The 14,885-nt window shown below is 73.5% G+C and carries 17 protein-coding genes; 9 read left to right on the forward strand and 8 right to left on the reverse strand.

What is annotated here, in order from left to right; translation table 11 throughout:
• Nucleotides 1-201: 201 nt before the first annotated feature.
• Nucleotides 202-2,748, reverse strand: coding sequence for an FAD-dependent oxidoreductase (locus HD601_RS12360; RefSeq protein WP_184822269.1), 2,547 nt, complete (start codon nt 2,746-2,748; stop codon nt 202-204).
• Nucleotides 2,749-2,869: 121 nt separating this feature from the next.
• Between HD601_RS12360 and HD601_RS12365 the strand changes: the two genes are divergently transcribed.
• On the forward strand, nt 2,870-3,607 hold the full coding sequence (locus HD601_RS12365) for a class I SAM-dependent methyltransferase (protein ID WP_184822272.1): 738 nt from the start codon (nt 2,870-2,872) through the stop codon (nt 3,605-3,607).
• Here HD601_RS12365 and surE read toward each other — a convergent pair.
• Both surE and HD601_RS12375 read right to left on the reverse strand, forming a co-directional pair.
• On the reverse strand, nt 3,588-4,406 hold the full coding sequence (surE, locus tag HD601_RS12370) for a 5'/3'-nucleotidase SurE (protein WP_184822274.1): 819 nt from the start codon (nt 4,404-4,406) through the stop codon (nt 3,588-3,590). The genes HD601_RS12365 and surE overlap by 20 nt on opposite strands.
• Nucleotides 4,403-5,419, reverse strand: coding sequence for a 1-phosphofructokinase family hexose kinase (locus HD601_RS12375; protein ID WP_184822276.1), 1,017 nt, complete (start codon nt 5,417-5,419; stop codon nt 4,403-4,405). The genes surE and HD601_RS12375 overlap by 4 nt, the downstream gene beginning before the upstream one ends.
• Nucleotides 5,420-5,553: 134 nt before the next feature.
• On the opposite strand from HD601_RS12375, the gene HD601_RS12380 reads away from it, so the two are divergent.
• Entirely contained in the window at nt 5,554-5,814 is a 261-nt protein-coding gene (locus tag HD601_RS12380; protein ID WP_184822278.1) for a GlsB/YeaQ/YmgE family stress response membrane protein, read from the forward strand.
• An 11-nt stretch (nt 5,815-5,825) separates the two neighbouring features.
• On the opposite strand, the gene HD601_RS12385 is transcribed toward HD601_RS12380, so the two are convergent.
• Nucleotides 5,826-6,476, reverse strand: coding sequence for a UdgX family uracil-DNA binding protein (locus HD601_RS12385; protein ID WP_184822280.1), 651 nt, complete (start codon nt 6,474-6,476; stop codon nt 5,826-5,828).
• A complete protein-coding gene (locus HD601_RS12390; protein ID WP_184822282.1) occupies nt 6,469-7,440 on the reverse strand; it encodes an NAD-dependent epimerase/dehydratase family protein in 972 nt (323 codons plus the stop codon). The genes HD601_RS12385 and HD601_RS12390 overlap by 8 nt, the downstream gene beginning before the upstream one ends.
• Nucleotides 7,441-7,593: 153 nt before the next feature.
• Here HD601_RS12390 and HD601_RS12395 point away from each other — a divergent pair, with 153 nt between their 5' ends.
• A complete protein-coding gene (locus HD601_RS12395) occupies nt 7,594-8,277 on the forward strand; it encodes a GAF and ANTAR domain-containing protein (RefSeq protein ID WP_184822284.1) in 684 nt (227 codons plus the stop codon).
• Nucleotides 8,278-8,332: 55 nt separating this feature from the next.
• Complete coding sequence (locus HD601_RS12400) at nt 8,333-8,674, forward strand: WhiB family transcriptional regulator (protein ID WP_184822286.1); 342 nt, start codon at nt 8,333-8,335, stop codon at nt 8,672-8,674.
• A gap of 14 nt (nt 8,675-8,688) precedes the next feature.
• Here the strand turns inward: HD601_RS12400 and HD601_RS12405 are convergent, their stop codons facing one another.
• Complete coding sequence (locus HD601_RS12405; protein WP_184822288.1) at nt 8,689-9,168, reverse strand: hypothetical protein; 480 nt, start codon at nt 9,166-9,168, stop codon at nt 8,689-8,691.
• Nucleotides 9,169-9,238: 70 nt separating this feature from the next.
• Nucleotides 9,239-10,702, reverse strand: coding sequence for a non-homologous end-joining DNA ligase (gene ligD / locus HD601_RS12410; RefSeq protein WP_184822290.1), 1,464 nt, complete (start codon nt 10,700-10,702; stop codon nt 9,239-9,241).
• Nucleotides 10,703-10,969: 267 nt separating this feature from the next.
• Here ligD and HD601_RS12415 point away from each other — a divergent pair, with 267 nt between their 5' ends.
• Nucleotides 10,970-11,923, forward strand: a complete 954-nt coding sequence (locus HD601_RS12415) for a sigma-70 family RNA polymerase sigma factor (protein ID WP_221440883.1) — start codon at nt 10,970-10,972, stop codon at nt 11,921-11,923.
• A 73-nt stretch (nt 11,924-11,996) separates the two neighbouring features.
• The gene (locus HD601_RS12420; RefSeq protein ID WP_184822294.1) at nt 11,997-12,188 is read left to right on the forward strand and encodes a hypothetical protein; all 192 of its coding nucleotides are present in this window, start codon (nt 11,997-11,999) and stop codon (nt 12,186-12,188) included.
• Nucleotide 12,189: 1 nt separating this feature from the next.
• Here HD601_RS12420 and HD601_RS12425 read toward each other — a convergent pair whose 3' ends face one another.
• Nucleotides 12,190-12,582, reverse strand: coding sequence for a YjbQ family protein (locus HD601_RS12425; protein ID WP_246401050.1), 393 nt, complete (start codon nt 12,580-12,582; stop codon nt 12,190-12,192).
• Between the two features lie 149 nt (nt 12,583-12,731).
• Here HD601_RS12425 and HD601_RS12430 point away from each other — a divergent pair, with 149 nt between their 5' ends.
• From HD601_RS12430 to HD601_RS12440, 3 genes are all read left to right on the forward strand, one after another.
• Nucleotides 12,732-13,241 (forward strand): sigma-70 family RNA polymerase sigma factor, encoded by a 510-nt coding sequence (locus HD601_RS12430; protein ID WP_184822298.1) that lies wholly within the window; start codon nt 12,732-12,734, stop codon nt 13,239-13,241.
• A 42-nt stretch (nt 13,242-13,283) separates the two neighbouring features.
• Entirely contained in the window at nt 13,284-14,084 is an 801-nt protein-coding gene (locus HD601_RS12435; protein WP_184822300.1) for a prolipoprotein diacylglyceryl transferase, read from the forward strand.
• A gap of 160 nt (nt 14,085-14,244) precedes the next feature.
• On the forward strand, nt 14,245-14,766 hold the full coding sequence (locus HD601_RS12440; RefSeq protein WP_184822302.1) for a hypothetical protein: 522 nt from the start codon (nt 14,245-14,247) through the stop codon (nt 14,764-14,766).
• Nucleotides 14,767-14,885: the final 119 nt, after the last annotated feature.

Consider the following 14,885-nt stretch of genomic DNA (forward strand, 5'->3'; position numbering starts at 1 on the left):
GCCCTAGCAGCGGTAACTCGCCCACGGCGCACGCCGGGAGGGAGTTCTCCCCGCTCCAGCGGGTGAAAGTCCCTCCTGGCAATCCAGATGTCGCCCCGGACCATCGAAACGCCCGCCGCGGATGCGCCGCGTCGTCCCGCCAGGCGCCCGAGTGGTGCGTATTGGTGCTCATTGCAGGGCGGACAGCGGGTGGTGACGCGCTCAGCCGACCACGAGGTTCTCGAACACGGCGAGGCCGAGCCGGTCCTGGACGTGGGCGCAGGAGAGCACGCCCACGTCCTGCGTCGCGGCCGCCGTCGGCAGGTCGATCGAGCCGACCGGCTGCCACGTCGTCCCGTCGAGGCTGTAGGAACCGGTGAACCGCTGCTGCGACCGGACCAGCCGCAGGTGGACGGGGGACGGCGACGGCGTCAGCACCGCGCGCAGCACCGACTCGACCGTCCCGCTGCCGTCGGCGTCCCAGAGCAGCAGCAGGCCGTTCTCGGGCTTGACCACCAGCGCCACGTAGCCGGTCGACGTCCCCGCGGCGCGCAGGTCGTTGCGGAACACCAGGCCGGCGCGCGCGTTGGGGTCGGTGGCCTCCTGCGACACGACGGTGACCGTGGCCGTCGTCGTGGGGCCGGCGGCGCCGTCGTGGAAGATCGCGCCGTACTGGTCGATGCCGTCCCACAGGTCGGCGCCGTTGCTCAGGATCGCCAGCCGCGACCCGCGCTGCCCGAAGTGCGCCCGCGTCGACGCGGCGGTCTCCAGCGGCGCCTGCACGGGTTCGGCGACGGCGACCGCCTGCGTCGCGCTGTGACTCACGTCCCCGGAGTACGTGACCGTCGCGTCCAGCGCCGCCTGCGACACCGGCTCGGCCGGGGCCGCCGCCGTCACCCGCCAGGTCGCCGCGAACTCCGCGCCCGGCTCGACCGCCTCGGCCTCCACGGGGGTCGACGGCGTCACCGTCCAGCCGGAGGGGGCGGTCAGCATCAGCCGCACCGCTGACACCGTCGTCACCTCCTCGTTGGTGAAGGTGACGGTGACGTCGCCCGCAACGCCGGGGTGCAGCTCGGCCGGCGCGTCGAAGGCGAGCACGCCGGCGTTCGGCGGCCAGGTGATGACCATGCCGTCCGCGCGCAGCCGCTGCCGCAGCGTCGGGTAGTGCACGTCCTGGACGGCGACGCCGCCGGACAGCGCGAGGTCCGCCGCGACCGCCGCCGCGTGCCCCGTCGCCATGAACACCGGCTCCATGCGGGCCGACCCGAACGCGATGTGCGAGGCCGAGATCGCGCACGCGACCAGCAGGTTCGTGCACTCGCCGCGCTGGGGGACGATGGCGCGGTAGGAGATACCGTACGGCCCGGCCGGCGGCACCTGCACGTCGCCCTCGTTGCGGGCGAACCCGCCGACCACCACGCGCGCACAGTTGTGCGAGTCCATCGTGTACGACGCCAGCGCGATCGAGTCCGGCGCGGCCACCGTCCACCGGCAGTCGTGCTCGGTGATGACGTAGTCGCCGAGCATGCGCCGCGCCTCGCGGATGTACAGCTCATGCGACCAGCCGCCGGTGCCGGTGAACTCGTCGTTCGTCAGGCCCCAGGCGTTGACCTCGGCCCGGATCGCGTCGGGCACCCGCGGGTCGTTGGCCAGGAACCAGAGCATCCCCTGCTGGTAGGTCACGTGGTCCTGGAAGATCGCCTCGCGGGTGGCGTGGTCGCCGTCGGGCCAGGCGTAGTTGCGGCCGATGTTGTCCGTGCTCACGGCGCCGTTGTTGTTCATATCGGTCTTGCCGTTCGGCATCGGCGTGTTCAGCCGCATCGCGTCCCAGACGCCGGCCCGCAGGTAGCGCAACAGCAGCTCGTACCGGCCCGCGTCATAGCCGGGCGGCCGCGGGAACGGGCGCCGGTCGGCCGCGCGGGTCAGGCAGATGCGGAAGTTGAACGCCTGGATGCGGTCGTCGCCCTGCCCGGTCGTGCCGGGTTCGTCCGGCATCACGCCCTGGAGGAGGCCGCTGGACGGGTCGCCGGGGACGACGTACGGGTCGATCTGGCGCTGGAACTGGTGGCCGGTGCGGAACTGGACGCCGTTGAGCGTCTCGCCGTAGGTCGCGTTCGCCTCGCGGCCGACGGTGTAGCTCACGCCGGCCGTCGCCATCAGGTCGCCCTCGTAGCTCGCGTCGATGAACGCGTCGGCGATGAAGACCTTGCCGTTCTCGGCGCGCAGCGAGTGGATCCGGTCGCCGAGCATGCGGACGTCCTCGAGCCGGTGGTCGCGGTAGACCTGGACTCCGGCCTCCTCGACCCACGCGTCGAAGGTCTGCTCGGCGACGTGCGGCTCGAACGTGAACGACTCCGGGCGGCCGTAGTGCGCGCCGAGGCGCCGGTAGAACTCGCGGCTCAGCCCGCCGATCGACTCGATCCGCCCGGTGTCGGTCGCGCCCAGCCCGGCCGAGCTGAGGCCGCCCAGGTGCCGGCCGAACACCACGAGCGCGACGCTGCGGCCGGCCTGCGCGGCGCGCACTGCCGCCGTCACCCCCGCCGACGTGCCGCCGTAGACGCACACGTCCGTGCGCACGACGCCCGGGTCGCGCGGGACCGGGTACCAGTAGCGCAGCCCGGGGTGCTGATCGGGCCCGACGACGGCGTCCGCTGCGGCCGCCGCCGTGGACGCGCCGGAAAGGGTCGCGCCGGCTCCGCTGGCGATCAGGAAGGCACCGGCTCCGGCCGCGCCGAGGACGGTCCGTCGGGTGGGTTCGGGGGCGGACATGCGCATCACCATCCGAGGGCTGGAAAGCGTTTGCCCGGATCGTAACGATCATCCCGTTCGAGCGGAACCCCGTGCGGAAATTCGGTGGCGCCGGCGTGGGCGCGGGCGGTGTGCTGGACCCATGGAGACGATCACCGGCGACGCGTTCGGCCGGGTGCTCGAGCGGTGCCACGCCGCCGGCGCCCGGCCCGGCACCGAGTTCACGGTCATCGAGCGCGACGACGGCCACGTCGACGTCCACGACGCGGCGGCCTACTTCGCCGAGCGGGAGAGCTGGCCGGACGTCGAGCGGCGCATCTGCACCAGCGCGACCGGGCGGGTGCTCGACGTCGGGTGCGGGGCCGGCCGGCACGCGGTGCCGCTGGCGGCCGACGGCCTCGAGGTCGTCGGGGTCGACACCTCGCCGGGCGCGGTCGCCGTCGCCTGCGAGCGCGGTGTCGACGCGCGGATCGGGTCGGCGACGGCGTTGCCCGCGGGCCTCGAGCCCTTCGACACCGTGCTGCTGCTCGGCAACAACGTCGGCCTGCTCGGGTCGGCGCAGACCGCCCCCGTGGTGCTGGCCGAGCTGGCCCGGGTCACCGTGCCCGGCGGCCGGCTGCTGGTGTCGGGCATCGACCCGTTCGACACCGACGACGCCGAGCACCTCGGCTACCACCGGTGGAACCGCGAGCGCGGCCGGCTGCCCGGGCAGTGCCGGATCCGGGTGCGCCACGGCCGGCTGGCGACGGACTGGTTCGACTACCTGTTCGTGTCGGAGGCGGAACTGCGCGCCCTGGTCGCCGGCTCGCCGTGGACCGTCGGCCGGTGGGAGCGCGACGGCCACGTCTACGCCGTCGAGCTCACTCGCGCGCGGCAGTGAGACCGTCGACCAGCTCCGCCAGCGCGGGCGAGTCGGCCTCGGTGACCGAGCGGACGGCGGTGACGACGGCGTGCCCGTCGGCCAGCAGCGCGGCGTCGGTGCCGGGCGCGGGTGGATCGGACATGTCGGTGACGGTGAGGCGGATGTGGTCGTCGGCGTGCTCGGTCATGGTCGTCTGGACGATGCCGAACTCCGCCAGCGGCGCGGTCCGCAGGGCGGCCACGTCGCCGGGGTCGCGGTCGGGGACGTTGAGGTTGAGCACCGTCCCCGGCCGCTGGTCCAGCAGGAACGGCAGCATCCGCCCGGCCAGGTCGGCTGCCGTCGCCCAGTGCGGCTCGTGGTCGGGACGCTCCAGCCCGAACTCGGCGGCCAGCCCGACGTCGAGCGAGACGGCCAGGCCGCGCGCGCCGTTGATGCCGGCCGTGAGCGCGGCGCCGACGGTGCCCGAGTGCAGGATCGCGCGGCCCACGTTGGCGCCGTGGTTGACCCCGGACAGCACGACGTCGGGCGGGTCGCCGAAGGCGCCGTACGCCGCGATCAGCGAGATCAGCCCGGGGGCGGCGCCGACGGCATAGGTGAGCACGTCGTCCAGGCCCTCCAGCCGGCGCCGGTCCAGCGCGATGCGGTCGCGGTCCTCGAGCCCGGCGACGATGGACGCGCTGCTGCCGCTGAACTGGACCGCCGGCGCCGCCACGACGACCTCGAGCCCGAGGTCGCGGGCGACGCCGGCCAGCACGCGCAGGCCCGGTGCGTCGACACCGTCGTCGTTGGTGACGAGGGTGCGCTTCGGGCCGCTCACGATCCCTGGGTCCGTTCCGCCAGGTCGCGCGGGGTGACCTTCGCCTCCCGCCCGGCCGCTCCGGTGTCGTCGGCGCCCGGCTCCAGCCGCTCCACCGTCACCAGCTCGCGCAGCTTCAGCACCGCCTCGACGTCGCCGGTGCCCAGGCCGTGCCGGGTGACGTTGAGCATGCCGGCCGCCGCGCCGAGCCGGATCGCGTCCTCGACGTCCCCGCCGCGGGCCAGCGTCGCCGTGACGCCCGCGGTGAGCGAGTCGCCGGCGCCCTTGGTGTCGGCGGCCTGCAGCCGCGGCATCCGGACGATGCGGACGACGCCGTCGGCGAGCAGCAGCAGCGGGTCGTGCGCGCGCGTGACGATGACGTACTCGGCGCCCTGCTCGTGCACCTGGTGCATCGCCTTGACCAGCGAGTCCTGGTCGCCGTCGGCGGCCCGGCCGTCGGCCAGCAGCTCCTCGTGGCTGACCTTGACCACCGTCAGCCCGCTCTCCAGCACGGCGCTCAGCCGGTCGCCGGCGAGGTCGGCGATGACCGGCTTGCCGACGGCACGCAGGTCGGCCGCCAGCCGCCGGTACGCGTCGGCCGGGACGGCGTCCTCGTCGGTCTGGTGGTCCGACGGCCCGCTGAGCAGCACCGCACCGGCGTCGAGCGCCGCGCTGAGCGTGATGCCGTAGAGCTCGTCCAGCTCGTGCCGGGTGAGCGAGTCCGACGGCGCCTCGGCGACCTCGACCCGCTCGCCGCCGCGGCGGTCGTGCACGTAGGCGCCGTTGCGGCCGACGCCCTGGACGGCCTTGACCGTGACGCCCTCGTCCTCGAGCAGGTGCCGCAGCACCAGGCCGGTCTCGCCGGCCAGCACGCAGCACATGGTGACCGACGACCCGAGCGTGACCAGCATCCGCGCCTGCCAGACGCCCTGGCTGCCGGCGTGTACGTGGATGTCGGGCCGGCCGGCCTGGTCCTCGACGGTCAGTGTCAGCACGGGCAACGGGGCGAACAACGCGACGTCGCTCTGCGCCATGGGACTCCCTCCGCGTGGGCGTGGCTGTTCCGCGGCACGTACCCAGCATCGATGCGTTCGAATCCGCGCCGCGGGGGTACGCCATCGGGCAGGATCGGACGTGAGGCGGCACCGCCGCCGTTCAGGAGGGCATCGTGGAGGTCGACGGCATCATCTCGGCGCTCATCGTCGGCGCCGTCATCGGCATCCTGGGCCGGCTCGCCGTGCCCGGAAAGCAGTCGATCCCGATCTGGCTGACGGTGGCCATCGGCATCGTCGCCGCGCTCATCGGCTCGGCCATCGTCGGCCCGCTGCGCGACACCGACGGCATCGACTGGATCGAGATCATCGTGCAGGTGGCCCTCGCCGCCGTGGGCGTCCTGCTGGCGACGTCCATGCGGTCGAAGCGCACCTGACGGAGCTTCGTCTAGGCCAGCACGCGCGCGACGGTCCCGAGGTCGGCGACGAAGCCGGCGTACGCCGCGTCCCGCTCGCGGGAGCGCAGCACCGCCGACGGGTGGACGGTGGCGACCACCACCGCGTCGTCGATCGGCGGTCCGTCGTCGGTCGTGAGCGGCGAGCCCGCGGCGTAGTCGGCCCACTCCAGCGCCTCGCCGTGCTGCTTCGTGACGCGGAACGACCGGCCCAGGATCGTCGCGGCCGCCGTGGCGCCCAGCACCACCAGCACCCGCGGCCGGACGGCGGCCAGCTCGGCCCGCAGCCAGGGCCTGCAGGCGGCGATCTGGCCCGCGTCGGGCTTCTCGTGGATGCGCCGCTTGCCCTCGCGGTGGAACCGGAAGTGCTTGACGGCGTTGGAGACGTAGGCCCGGTCACGGTCGAGGCCCGCCTCCTCGAGCGCGCGGTCGAGGAGCCGGCCGGCCGGTCCGGCGAACGGCCGGCCCTCGCGGTCCTCGACGTCGCCCGGCGTCTCGCCGACCAGCATCACCGCGGCGTCGCGCGGACCCTCGCCGAACACCGTCTGGGTGGCGTCGCGGTACAGGTCGCAGGCCCGGCAGTCCGCTGCCGCGCTGCGCAGCCGGGTGAGCGACCGCGTCGGCGGGACCGCGGCCTCAGGCATGCCGGGCGCCGGCTCCCTGGAACCAGGCCAGCGTCGTCGCCAGGCCCGTCTGCACGGTGGTCCGGGGCTGCCAGTCCAGCAGCTGCCCGGCGAGGGAGATGTCGGGCCGGCGCGCGTGCGTCTCGGCGGGCGGCGGCTCGACGAAGACGATCTCGGCGTTCGGGCCGGCGATCTCGGCGACCTCCTGCGCGATCGCGAAGACGGAGATCTCGTCGGGGCTGCCGATGTTGACGGGGCCGGGATAGCCGCCCTCGGAGAGCGCGCGCAGGCCGGCGACGGCGTCGTCGACGTAGCAGAGCGAGCGGGTCTGGGTGCCGGGGCCGGGCACCGTCAGCGGCGCGCCGGAGAGCACCTGCCGGATGAACCGCGACAGCACGCGCCCGTCGTCGAGGCGCATGCGCGGGCCATAGGTGTTGAAGATGCGGGCGATCGCCGTGCGCAGGTTGTACGTCGAGCGGTAGGCCGTCGTCAGCGCCTCGGCGAAGCGGCGTGACTCGTAGTAGGCGCCGTAGCCGTCGGCCGGGTTGACCTGGCCGGTGTCGTCCTCGCGGTGCGGCTCGTCGCCCGCCGTCCCGTAGACCTCCGACGTCGACGCGAGCACGAACCGGGCCGATCGGTCACGGGCGAGGTCCAGCGCGTTGAGCGTGCCGACGCTGGCGATGCGCATGGTCGCGACGGGGTCGAGCAGGTAGTCGCTCGGCGCGGCCGGCGCCGCCAGGTGGAAGACGACGTCGACGGGCCCGGGGACCTCGCCGTCGATCTGGTCGTTGAGATCGCGGCGCACCAGGGTGAAGCGGGGCTCGTCGCGCAGGTGCCGCAGGTTGGCCGACCGCCCGGTTTCGAAGTTGTCGATGCACGTGACGCGCTGACCAGCCCGGATCAGGGCATCGCACAGGTGGGAGCCGAGAAACCCCGCACCGCCCGTGACGACCGAATGACGTTCCTCCCCAGACCCGTTCTCCATGATCATGACTCCCGGCAGACGTCTGCGGCCCCCCACTGGCGGCTGACCCTTGCACCGGAGGCGTACCCGATGAGACGGGATCGACACGGCGGTCCGGTGACGAGGATGATGGAGCCGACGAGTACGGTGCTCGACGTGGTCGAAGGGGCGGGCATGACCGAGCCTGATGCGAGCGACTTCGCCGAGATGGCACTGGCGCTGCACGAGGAGCCCGATGTCGAGCAGACGCTCGAGCGGGTCGTCGAGTACGCGCAGCAGGCCACCGTGTGCGACGACGCCGGGTTGGTCCTGCAGCACGGCCAGGGGCGGGTCGAGACCGCCGTCGCCACCGATCCGCGGGTGCGCAAGGCCGACGAGCTGCAGACGGAGCTCGACGAGGGGCCGTGCATGCTGGCCCTCGACGGGCAGTCGTCCGTGCTCGTCACCGACACCGCCGACGACCCGCGCTGGTCGCGGTGGGGCCCGCGCGCCGCCGAGCTCGGGCTGCGCAGCGTCCTGTCGGTGCGGCTGCACACCGCACACACCACCCTAGGGGCGCTCAACCTCTACGGCACCCGTCCCGGCATGTTCGACGACGACGACGTCGACGTGGCCGAGATCTTCGGCCGGCACGCCTCCATCGCGCTCGCGTCCGCCCGCGAAGAGGACGGCCTGCGGCAGGCCATCGGCGCCCGGCACCTCATCGGACTGGCGCAGGGCATCCTCATGGAGCGGTACGGCCTCGACGCCGACCGCGCCTTCGCCGTCCTGCGCCGGTACTCCCGCCACACCAACGTCAAACTGCGCGCCGTCGCCGAGCGCGTCATCGCCACCGGACGGCTCCCCGAAGAGCCCTGACGGCCGGTTTGCCCGCTGAGGCCCTGGGTAACCCCGGGGCATGACAGTCGGGTTGATGCGCATCGTCCGGAGGAACGACGCCGACCACCGCACCGGTGTGGTGGTCCCCAGTCCGGACGAGCCCGGAGCACGCGTCGACGCCACCTCGTGGTGGGAGTTCGCGCTGTGCCGGGCCTGGGACGCCGACCTGTTCTGTGTGCCCGACGGTGTCGCGCCCAGCCGGAAGCGGGCGCAGGAGACCAAGGCGAAGGGCATCTGCCGGACCTGCCCGGTGCGCGAGCGCTGCCTGGACGAGGCGATGGCCCGCGGCGAGCAGTACGGCGTCTGGGGCGGGCTCGACGCCGAGGAGCGGCGGGCGCTGGAGCGGAGCCGGCAGGGCCTGCGCCGCTCCAGCTGACCCGTCCGTACGGCTCACCAGCCCCGGCGGCCGGTGTCGCGGTCGTCGACGGTGTCGTCCGTGCGCACGGTGTCGTCGGCCCGCACGTCGCGGCGGTCGTCCACCACGCCGTCGCGATCGTCGACCCGGTCGTCGACTCGGTCGTCCAGGCGATCGTCCACCCGGTCGTCGTCGCCGGGATGCAGCGCGTCGGCGGTGCGCCGGCGCTCCGCGGCCGCGGCGGCCTCCTCGTCGGCGGCGGCACGCATGCGCTCGGCCTCGGCCGCGCGCTCCTCCGCCTCGACCTGCTGGCGCCGGGCCCGGGCGGCCAGTTCGTCGGCCTCCGAGCGGTGCAGCGCGGCGGTGCGTTCGGCCGCCTCGGCCTCGCGGCGCTCCTGGACGGCGGCCTCGCGGCGCGCCTGCTCCCCGTGGCGGCGCCGCTGCGCGATGACCCAGGCGGCGATCGCGATCAGCACCACCAGCACGATCAGCACGATGACGAGCTCGGTACTCATGTCGGGCACCTCCTCTTCACCCCGGCCAACGGCGGCCGCGGCGCTGGGTCCGTACCCGAAATGTCCGGGTTCAGCTCTCGGGTGGCGGCTCCGGCTCCTCACGGACGACGTCGCGGGCCGGCTTGTCCTCGCGCAGCCCCTCGTAGGAGGGGTGGCGCAGGGTGCCGCCGCCGGTCCACTCGGCGAACTCGACCTCGGCGACCAGCTCGGGCCGGACGAAGACGGCGTCCTTCTGCGGCTGGCGGCCGGTGAACGGGCTGTCGTCGGCGCGGAGGTCGTCGAGGCGTCGCTGCAGGTCGTCGCGGGTGCGCCGGTCGAACCCCGTGCCCACCTTGCCCGCGAACCGCAGGTTGCCGTCGTCGTCGTAGTAGCCCACCAGCAGGGCGCCGAAGCCGCCGGACAGCCGCCCCTGGCCGGCCACCCACCCGCCGACGACGACCTCCTGGCGGCGGACGTTCTTGATCTTCAGCCAGTCGCGGCTGCGCTTGCCCGGCTGGTACGGACTGGCCAGCCGCTTGGCGACGACGCCCTCGAGGCCCTGCGAGCGGGTGGCGTCGAGCAGGACGTCGCCGTCGCCGCGCTGGTAGTCGGGGACCTGCCAGTACGGCCCGGCCAGCTCCAGCCCGGACAGTAGGCGGCGCCGCTCCTCGTACGGCTCGCGCAGCAGCGACCGCCCGTCGAGGTACAGCAGGTCGAAGATCACGTACACGACGGGGGTGAGCTGCGACTGACGGCGGATGTCGGCCTCGGACGCCAGGTGGATGCGGGGCTGGATCCGCTGGAAGCTGGGCCGGCCGGCGTCGTCGAACGCGACGATCTCGCCGTCGAGCACCAGGCGGTGGGCGCCGACGGCGTTCATCAGCGGCCGCAACTCGGGGTACTGCCGGGTGAACTCGCGCAGGTTGCGCCCCACCAGGCGGAGCCGGCCGGGTTCGCCGTAGGCCAGGGCGCGCACGCCGTCCCACTTGATCTCGAACGCCCACGCGTCCTGGTCCGGCGGCAGCGTCGACAGCGTCGCGGCCATGGGGACGAGGTCGTCCGGCAGCGGCTCGCCGTCGTCGGCCGGGCCGTCCATGCGGTGGATCATCCAGTCGTCGCCCTTGGTCCGGAACAGCGCGAACCGGCCCTCGACCTGCTCGCCGTGCAGCCGGACCACGACCTTGTCGTCCTGGAACTTCTCCGCCTCGTACGTGCCGTGGTCCCAGATGGTCATGCTGCCGCCGCCGTACTCGCCGGCCGGGATCTCGCCGTCGAAGTCCAGGTACTCGAGCGGGTGGTCCTCGGTGTGGACGGCGAGGTGGTTGTCGTCGGGCGTGCGCGGGAAGCCGCGGGGCAGCGCCCACGACGCCAGCACGCCGTCGTGCTCGAGGCGCAGGTCCCAGTGCAGCCGGCGGGCGTGGTGCTCCTGGACCACGAAGCGCGGCTCGGCCGGCTCCTTCGAGGAACGACGGCGCCCGCGCGGCTCCGGGGTCTTGTCGAAGGACCGCTTGCGCTGGTACTCCGCGAGGCCGCCGGAACCGTCGTCGCCGCTCATCCGTTCCATCGTCGTCGGGTCGCGTCCCGGCGACAAGCAGGGCACACTGGAATAGCTGGTGGAACCGTGGCGTTCCACTACACGGAAGTTCCTGGCGGGCCGACACCGGCCCCGGGACTGGGAGACGGTTCACGGCTCCCGCAAGGCAAACCCACTACACGCATCGGCGGTCCGTGCCGTCGTTCGCGCCCGTGCGAGCGATGCTGCCGCGTCGGCGTGCTGTGGGGTGTCACAGACATGGTCGACGAGCAGAGGAGAACGAACGGGATGACGATGGTGGAGGAGCAGGTGCGCGCCCCGGACCGGGCGGGCGAGGCCGACTACGACCTGGTCGGGCAGTACCTGAAGCAGATCAGCGCGACGCCGCTGCTGTCGGCGGCCGAGGAGGTCGAGCTGGCGCGGCGCATCGAGGCGGGCGTGTTCGCGGCCTCGCTGCTGGAGACGGAGAAGTCCAAGCGCCGGCGCGAGGAGCTCGAGGCGCTGGTGCGCGACGGCGAGCAGGCCAAGGACCACATGATCCGGGCCAACCTGCGCCTGGTCGTGTCGGCGGCGCGCAAGTACTACCGCAACAGCGGCCTGCCGTTCCTGGACGTCGTGCAGGAGGGGAACCTGGGCCTGATCCGTGCGGTCGAGAAGTTCGACTACACCAAGGGCTTCAAGTTCTCGACCTACGCGATGTGGTGGATCCGCCAGGCCATCGAGCGCGGCAAGGCCGAGCGGGCCCGGACCATCCGGCTGCCGGTGCACGTGCTCGAGACCCTGTCCAAGATCGGCAAGGCCGAGCGCAAGCTGGCCGTCAGCCTGGGCCGCGAGCCCACGGCCGAGGAGCTGGCCGCCGAGACCGACCTCGCCCCCGCCCGGGTGATCGAGCTGCGGCGCATCTCGCGCGACACGCTGAGCCTCGACACCCCAGTCGGCGACGAGGGCAGCGCCAGCATCGGCGACCTCATCGAGGACACCGAGACGCCGCAGGCCACCGACGTCATCGAGTTCCAGGCGCTGGGCGAGCAGGTCCGTGGCCTGGTCAACACGCTGGCGCCGCGCGAGGCGCTGATCGTGTCGATGCGCTTCGGCCTCGAGGACGGCGAGCAGCACACGCTGCAGGAGGTCGCCGAGCGGGTCGGCCTCACCAAGGAGCGGGTGCGGCAGCTGGAGAAGCTGGCGCTCGCCGAGCTCCGCGACCCGGCGCGGCACCGGCCGCTGCTCGAGTGGGCCGGCTGAGTCCGCCCGCTTCGGGGTACCCGTCGAAGGGTCCAGGGCTAGCCTGGGCCCTTCGGCGTATCTGGAGGCAGCGATGACCGAGCCCACCGAGCACACCGACGGCGTGCGGCACACCACACAGGAGGAGCGCGACCGCGCCATGGCCGTGCACTCCGTCGACGACGAGACCCGCGTTCACGGCGACGCCGACGAGACCGAGCGGGTGGTGGGCGCCAACGGCGACCTGCGGGTGCCGGAGCCGGAGCCCGGGAACGACGAGGACTGACTCAGCCCTCGAGGAACGACAGCCGCAGCCTGCGGTCGCGGTTGTCGACGTTGGAGTCGACGAGGACGACGCTCTGCCAGGTGCCCAGCGCCGGTGCGCCGGCCAGCACCGGCAGGGTCAGCGACGGCGCGATGAACGCGGGCAGGACGTGGTCGCGGCCGTGGCCGAGGCTGCCGTGGCGGTGCCGGTAGACGTCCTCGCGGGGGAGCAGCCGGTCGACGGCGCCGGCGAGGTCGGGCTCGGTGCCGGAGCCGGTCTCGATGAGCGCGAGGCCGGCCGTCGCGTGCGGCACGAACAGATGACACAGCCCGTCGCCGCGTCCGCGGCAGAACTCGAGTACCTCGCGGGTCACGTCGGTGACCAGGTCGGTGCCGGTGCGCAGGTCGATGATCAGGCTGTCCACCCGTCCATTGTGACCGCTCGGCGTCCGTTCACGTTCCGGATGCGGTCGGTGTGCCCGTAACCTTCTGGCCAGCGAGGTGATCACACTGTGAGGCAGGCGCCAATGGGAGGCGAACGGTCATCGGGGAAGACTTCGAGATCGTGCTCGAAGCGGCGCGCGCGGGCGCGCCGTGGGCCTTCGAGCGCCTCTACACCGACCTCGCGCCCGTCGTCACCGGCTACGTGCGGCTGCAGGGCTCTGCCGAGCCCGACGATCTGACCAGCGAGGTCTTCCTCGGCGTGTTCGCCGGCCTGTCGTCGTTCACCGGGTCCGAGCAGCAGTTCCGGTCCTGGGTGTTCACCATCGCGCACCGCCGGCTCGTCGACGAGCGGCGGCGGGCGGTGCGGCGCCCGACCGAGCCGACCGGCGACCCCGGCACGCTGGACGGGCCGGGCGGCGACGCCGAGGCGGAGGCCCTCGACGCCCTGGGCCTGCGCCGGGTGTACGAGCTGTGCGCCACGCTCTCGCCGGACCAGCGCGAGGTCCTGCTGCTGCGCATCGTCGGCGACCTCACCGTCGAGCAGGTCGCCCGCACCGTCGGCCGCTCCGTCGGGGCCGTGAAGGCGCTGCAGCGACGCGGCCTGGCGGCGCTGCGAAAAAAAATCGACTGACCCCGTACCCCTCCGGGGCACCACGGCGATCACAGGGACGAGATGCTTCCACTCCACCTGCTCGACGAGGACACCGTCGAGGCCCTGCTGGCCGGCCGCCCGGTCACGCCCGGACTCGCGCCGCTGGCCGGCGCCGTCGGGGAGCTGCGGGCTGCCGCGCGCCAGCCGGTCCGGCCGTCGGCCGAGCTCGCGCAGCGCATGGCCAGCGGTGACTTCAGCGGCATCTCGCCCGCCCCGCTCCTCCCGGAGCCGGCCCCGCACCGGCTGCGATCCTGGCTCGCGGGCGTCAGCCCTCGGGCCCGCGTCGTCACCGGCGCGGTGATCGTGTTCACCGGCCTCACCGCCGCCACCGCCACGGGTGCGCTGCCCGGCGGCGCCCAGGCGCACATGGAGTCGTTCATCGAGACGGTGACGCCCATCAGCTTCCAGCGCGACGACCCCGCCCCGGAGCCCGCCGACATCGAGGACGTCCGCGATCCCGGCTCCGGCCGCGGCGACTCCGCCACCACCGAGCCGGACGACTCGGGCACCACCGAAGACCCCGGCTCGCCGGTGACCAAGCCGCCCGGTAAGCCGGAGACACCTCCCGGGAAGCCCGACGAGCCGGGCAACCCGGACAAGCCCGAGGGCAAGCCCGACGAGCCGCCGGGCAAACCCGACTCGCCCCCGGGGCAGGAGGACAGGCCCGCGAAGCCGGACAAGCCCGAGAAGCCGAACGACGGCACCGACGCCCCGGGCAACTCCGAGAACTCCAACGGCGCCGGCGGTTCCCAGGGCAACGGGAGCGGCGGCAACGGCAACGGAAACGACAACGAGAATCGCCCTGACGGTTCAGGCCGTTAGGGCCCCAGAACGCCCGACGTACCACGACGACGTCGGGTGCAGGTTGCGGCCCCGGTTCGCTGCGGAGGCCGGGGTCGCAACCTTCAATCTCCTCCTGCCGGTGTGTGCGCACCGCCGGACCGGGTAATCGGACGCACGTCGTCCACCGGGAGGAGACGCGGTGTCCGAGTCCGCAGCAGACGATCCCATCCGGCCGGAGCCCCAGCTGCTCGGCATCTACCTCAACGACCACCTGGCCGGCTCGACGGCGGGAGTGCAGCTGGTCCGCCGGCTCGCCCGCGGCCTGCGCGGCACGCCGCTGGAGGAGCCACTGGCGGGGCTGGCCGACGAGATCGGAGCCGACCGCGCGGACCTGCTCGCGATCATGGGCGAGCTGGACGTGCCGATCCGCCGCTACAAGCTCTACACCGCCGCGGCCGCCGAGCTGGCCGGGCGGCTCAAGTTCAACGGCCACCTGCTGACCCGCTCGCCGCTGAGCACTGTGGTCGAGCTCGAGATGCTGCGCCTGGGCATCGAGGGCAAGGCCAGCGGCTGGCGCACGCTGCGCGCTGTGGGGGCCGCCCGCGGCCGGCCCGACCCCGGCCGGCTGGACCGCCTCATCGACCGGGCGACCTCGCAGGCCGCTCTGGTCGAGACGCTGCGGATCCGGGCCGCCGCGCGCGTCTTCGGCGTGCCTGCCTGACGCGGTCACCTGCCCGACGCGGTCATCTGCCCGACGGGTCCTGCTCGCCCGGGCGTCGCCATCCGGTCACGCGACCGTCGCATCCTGGATCCTCACATTTCGGATACCGGGGGCACGCC

It is taken from the genome of Jiangella mangrovi (genome assembly GCF_014204975.1).
GTDB lineage: Bacteria > Actinomycetota > Actinomycetes > Jiangellales > Jiangellaceae > Jiangella > Jiangella mangrovi.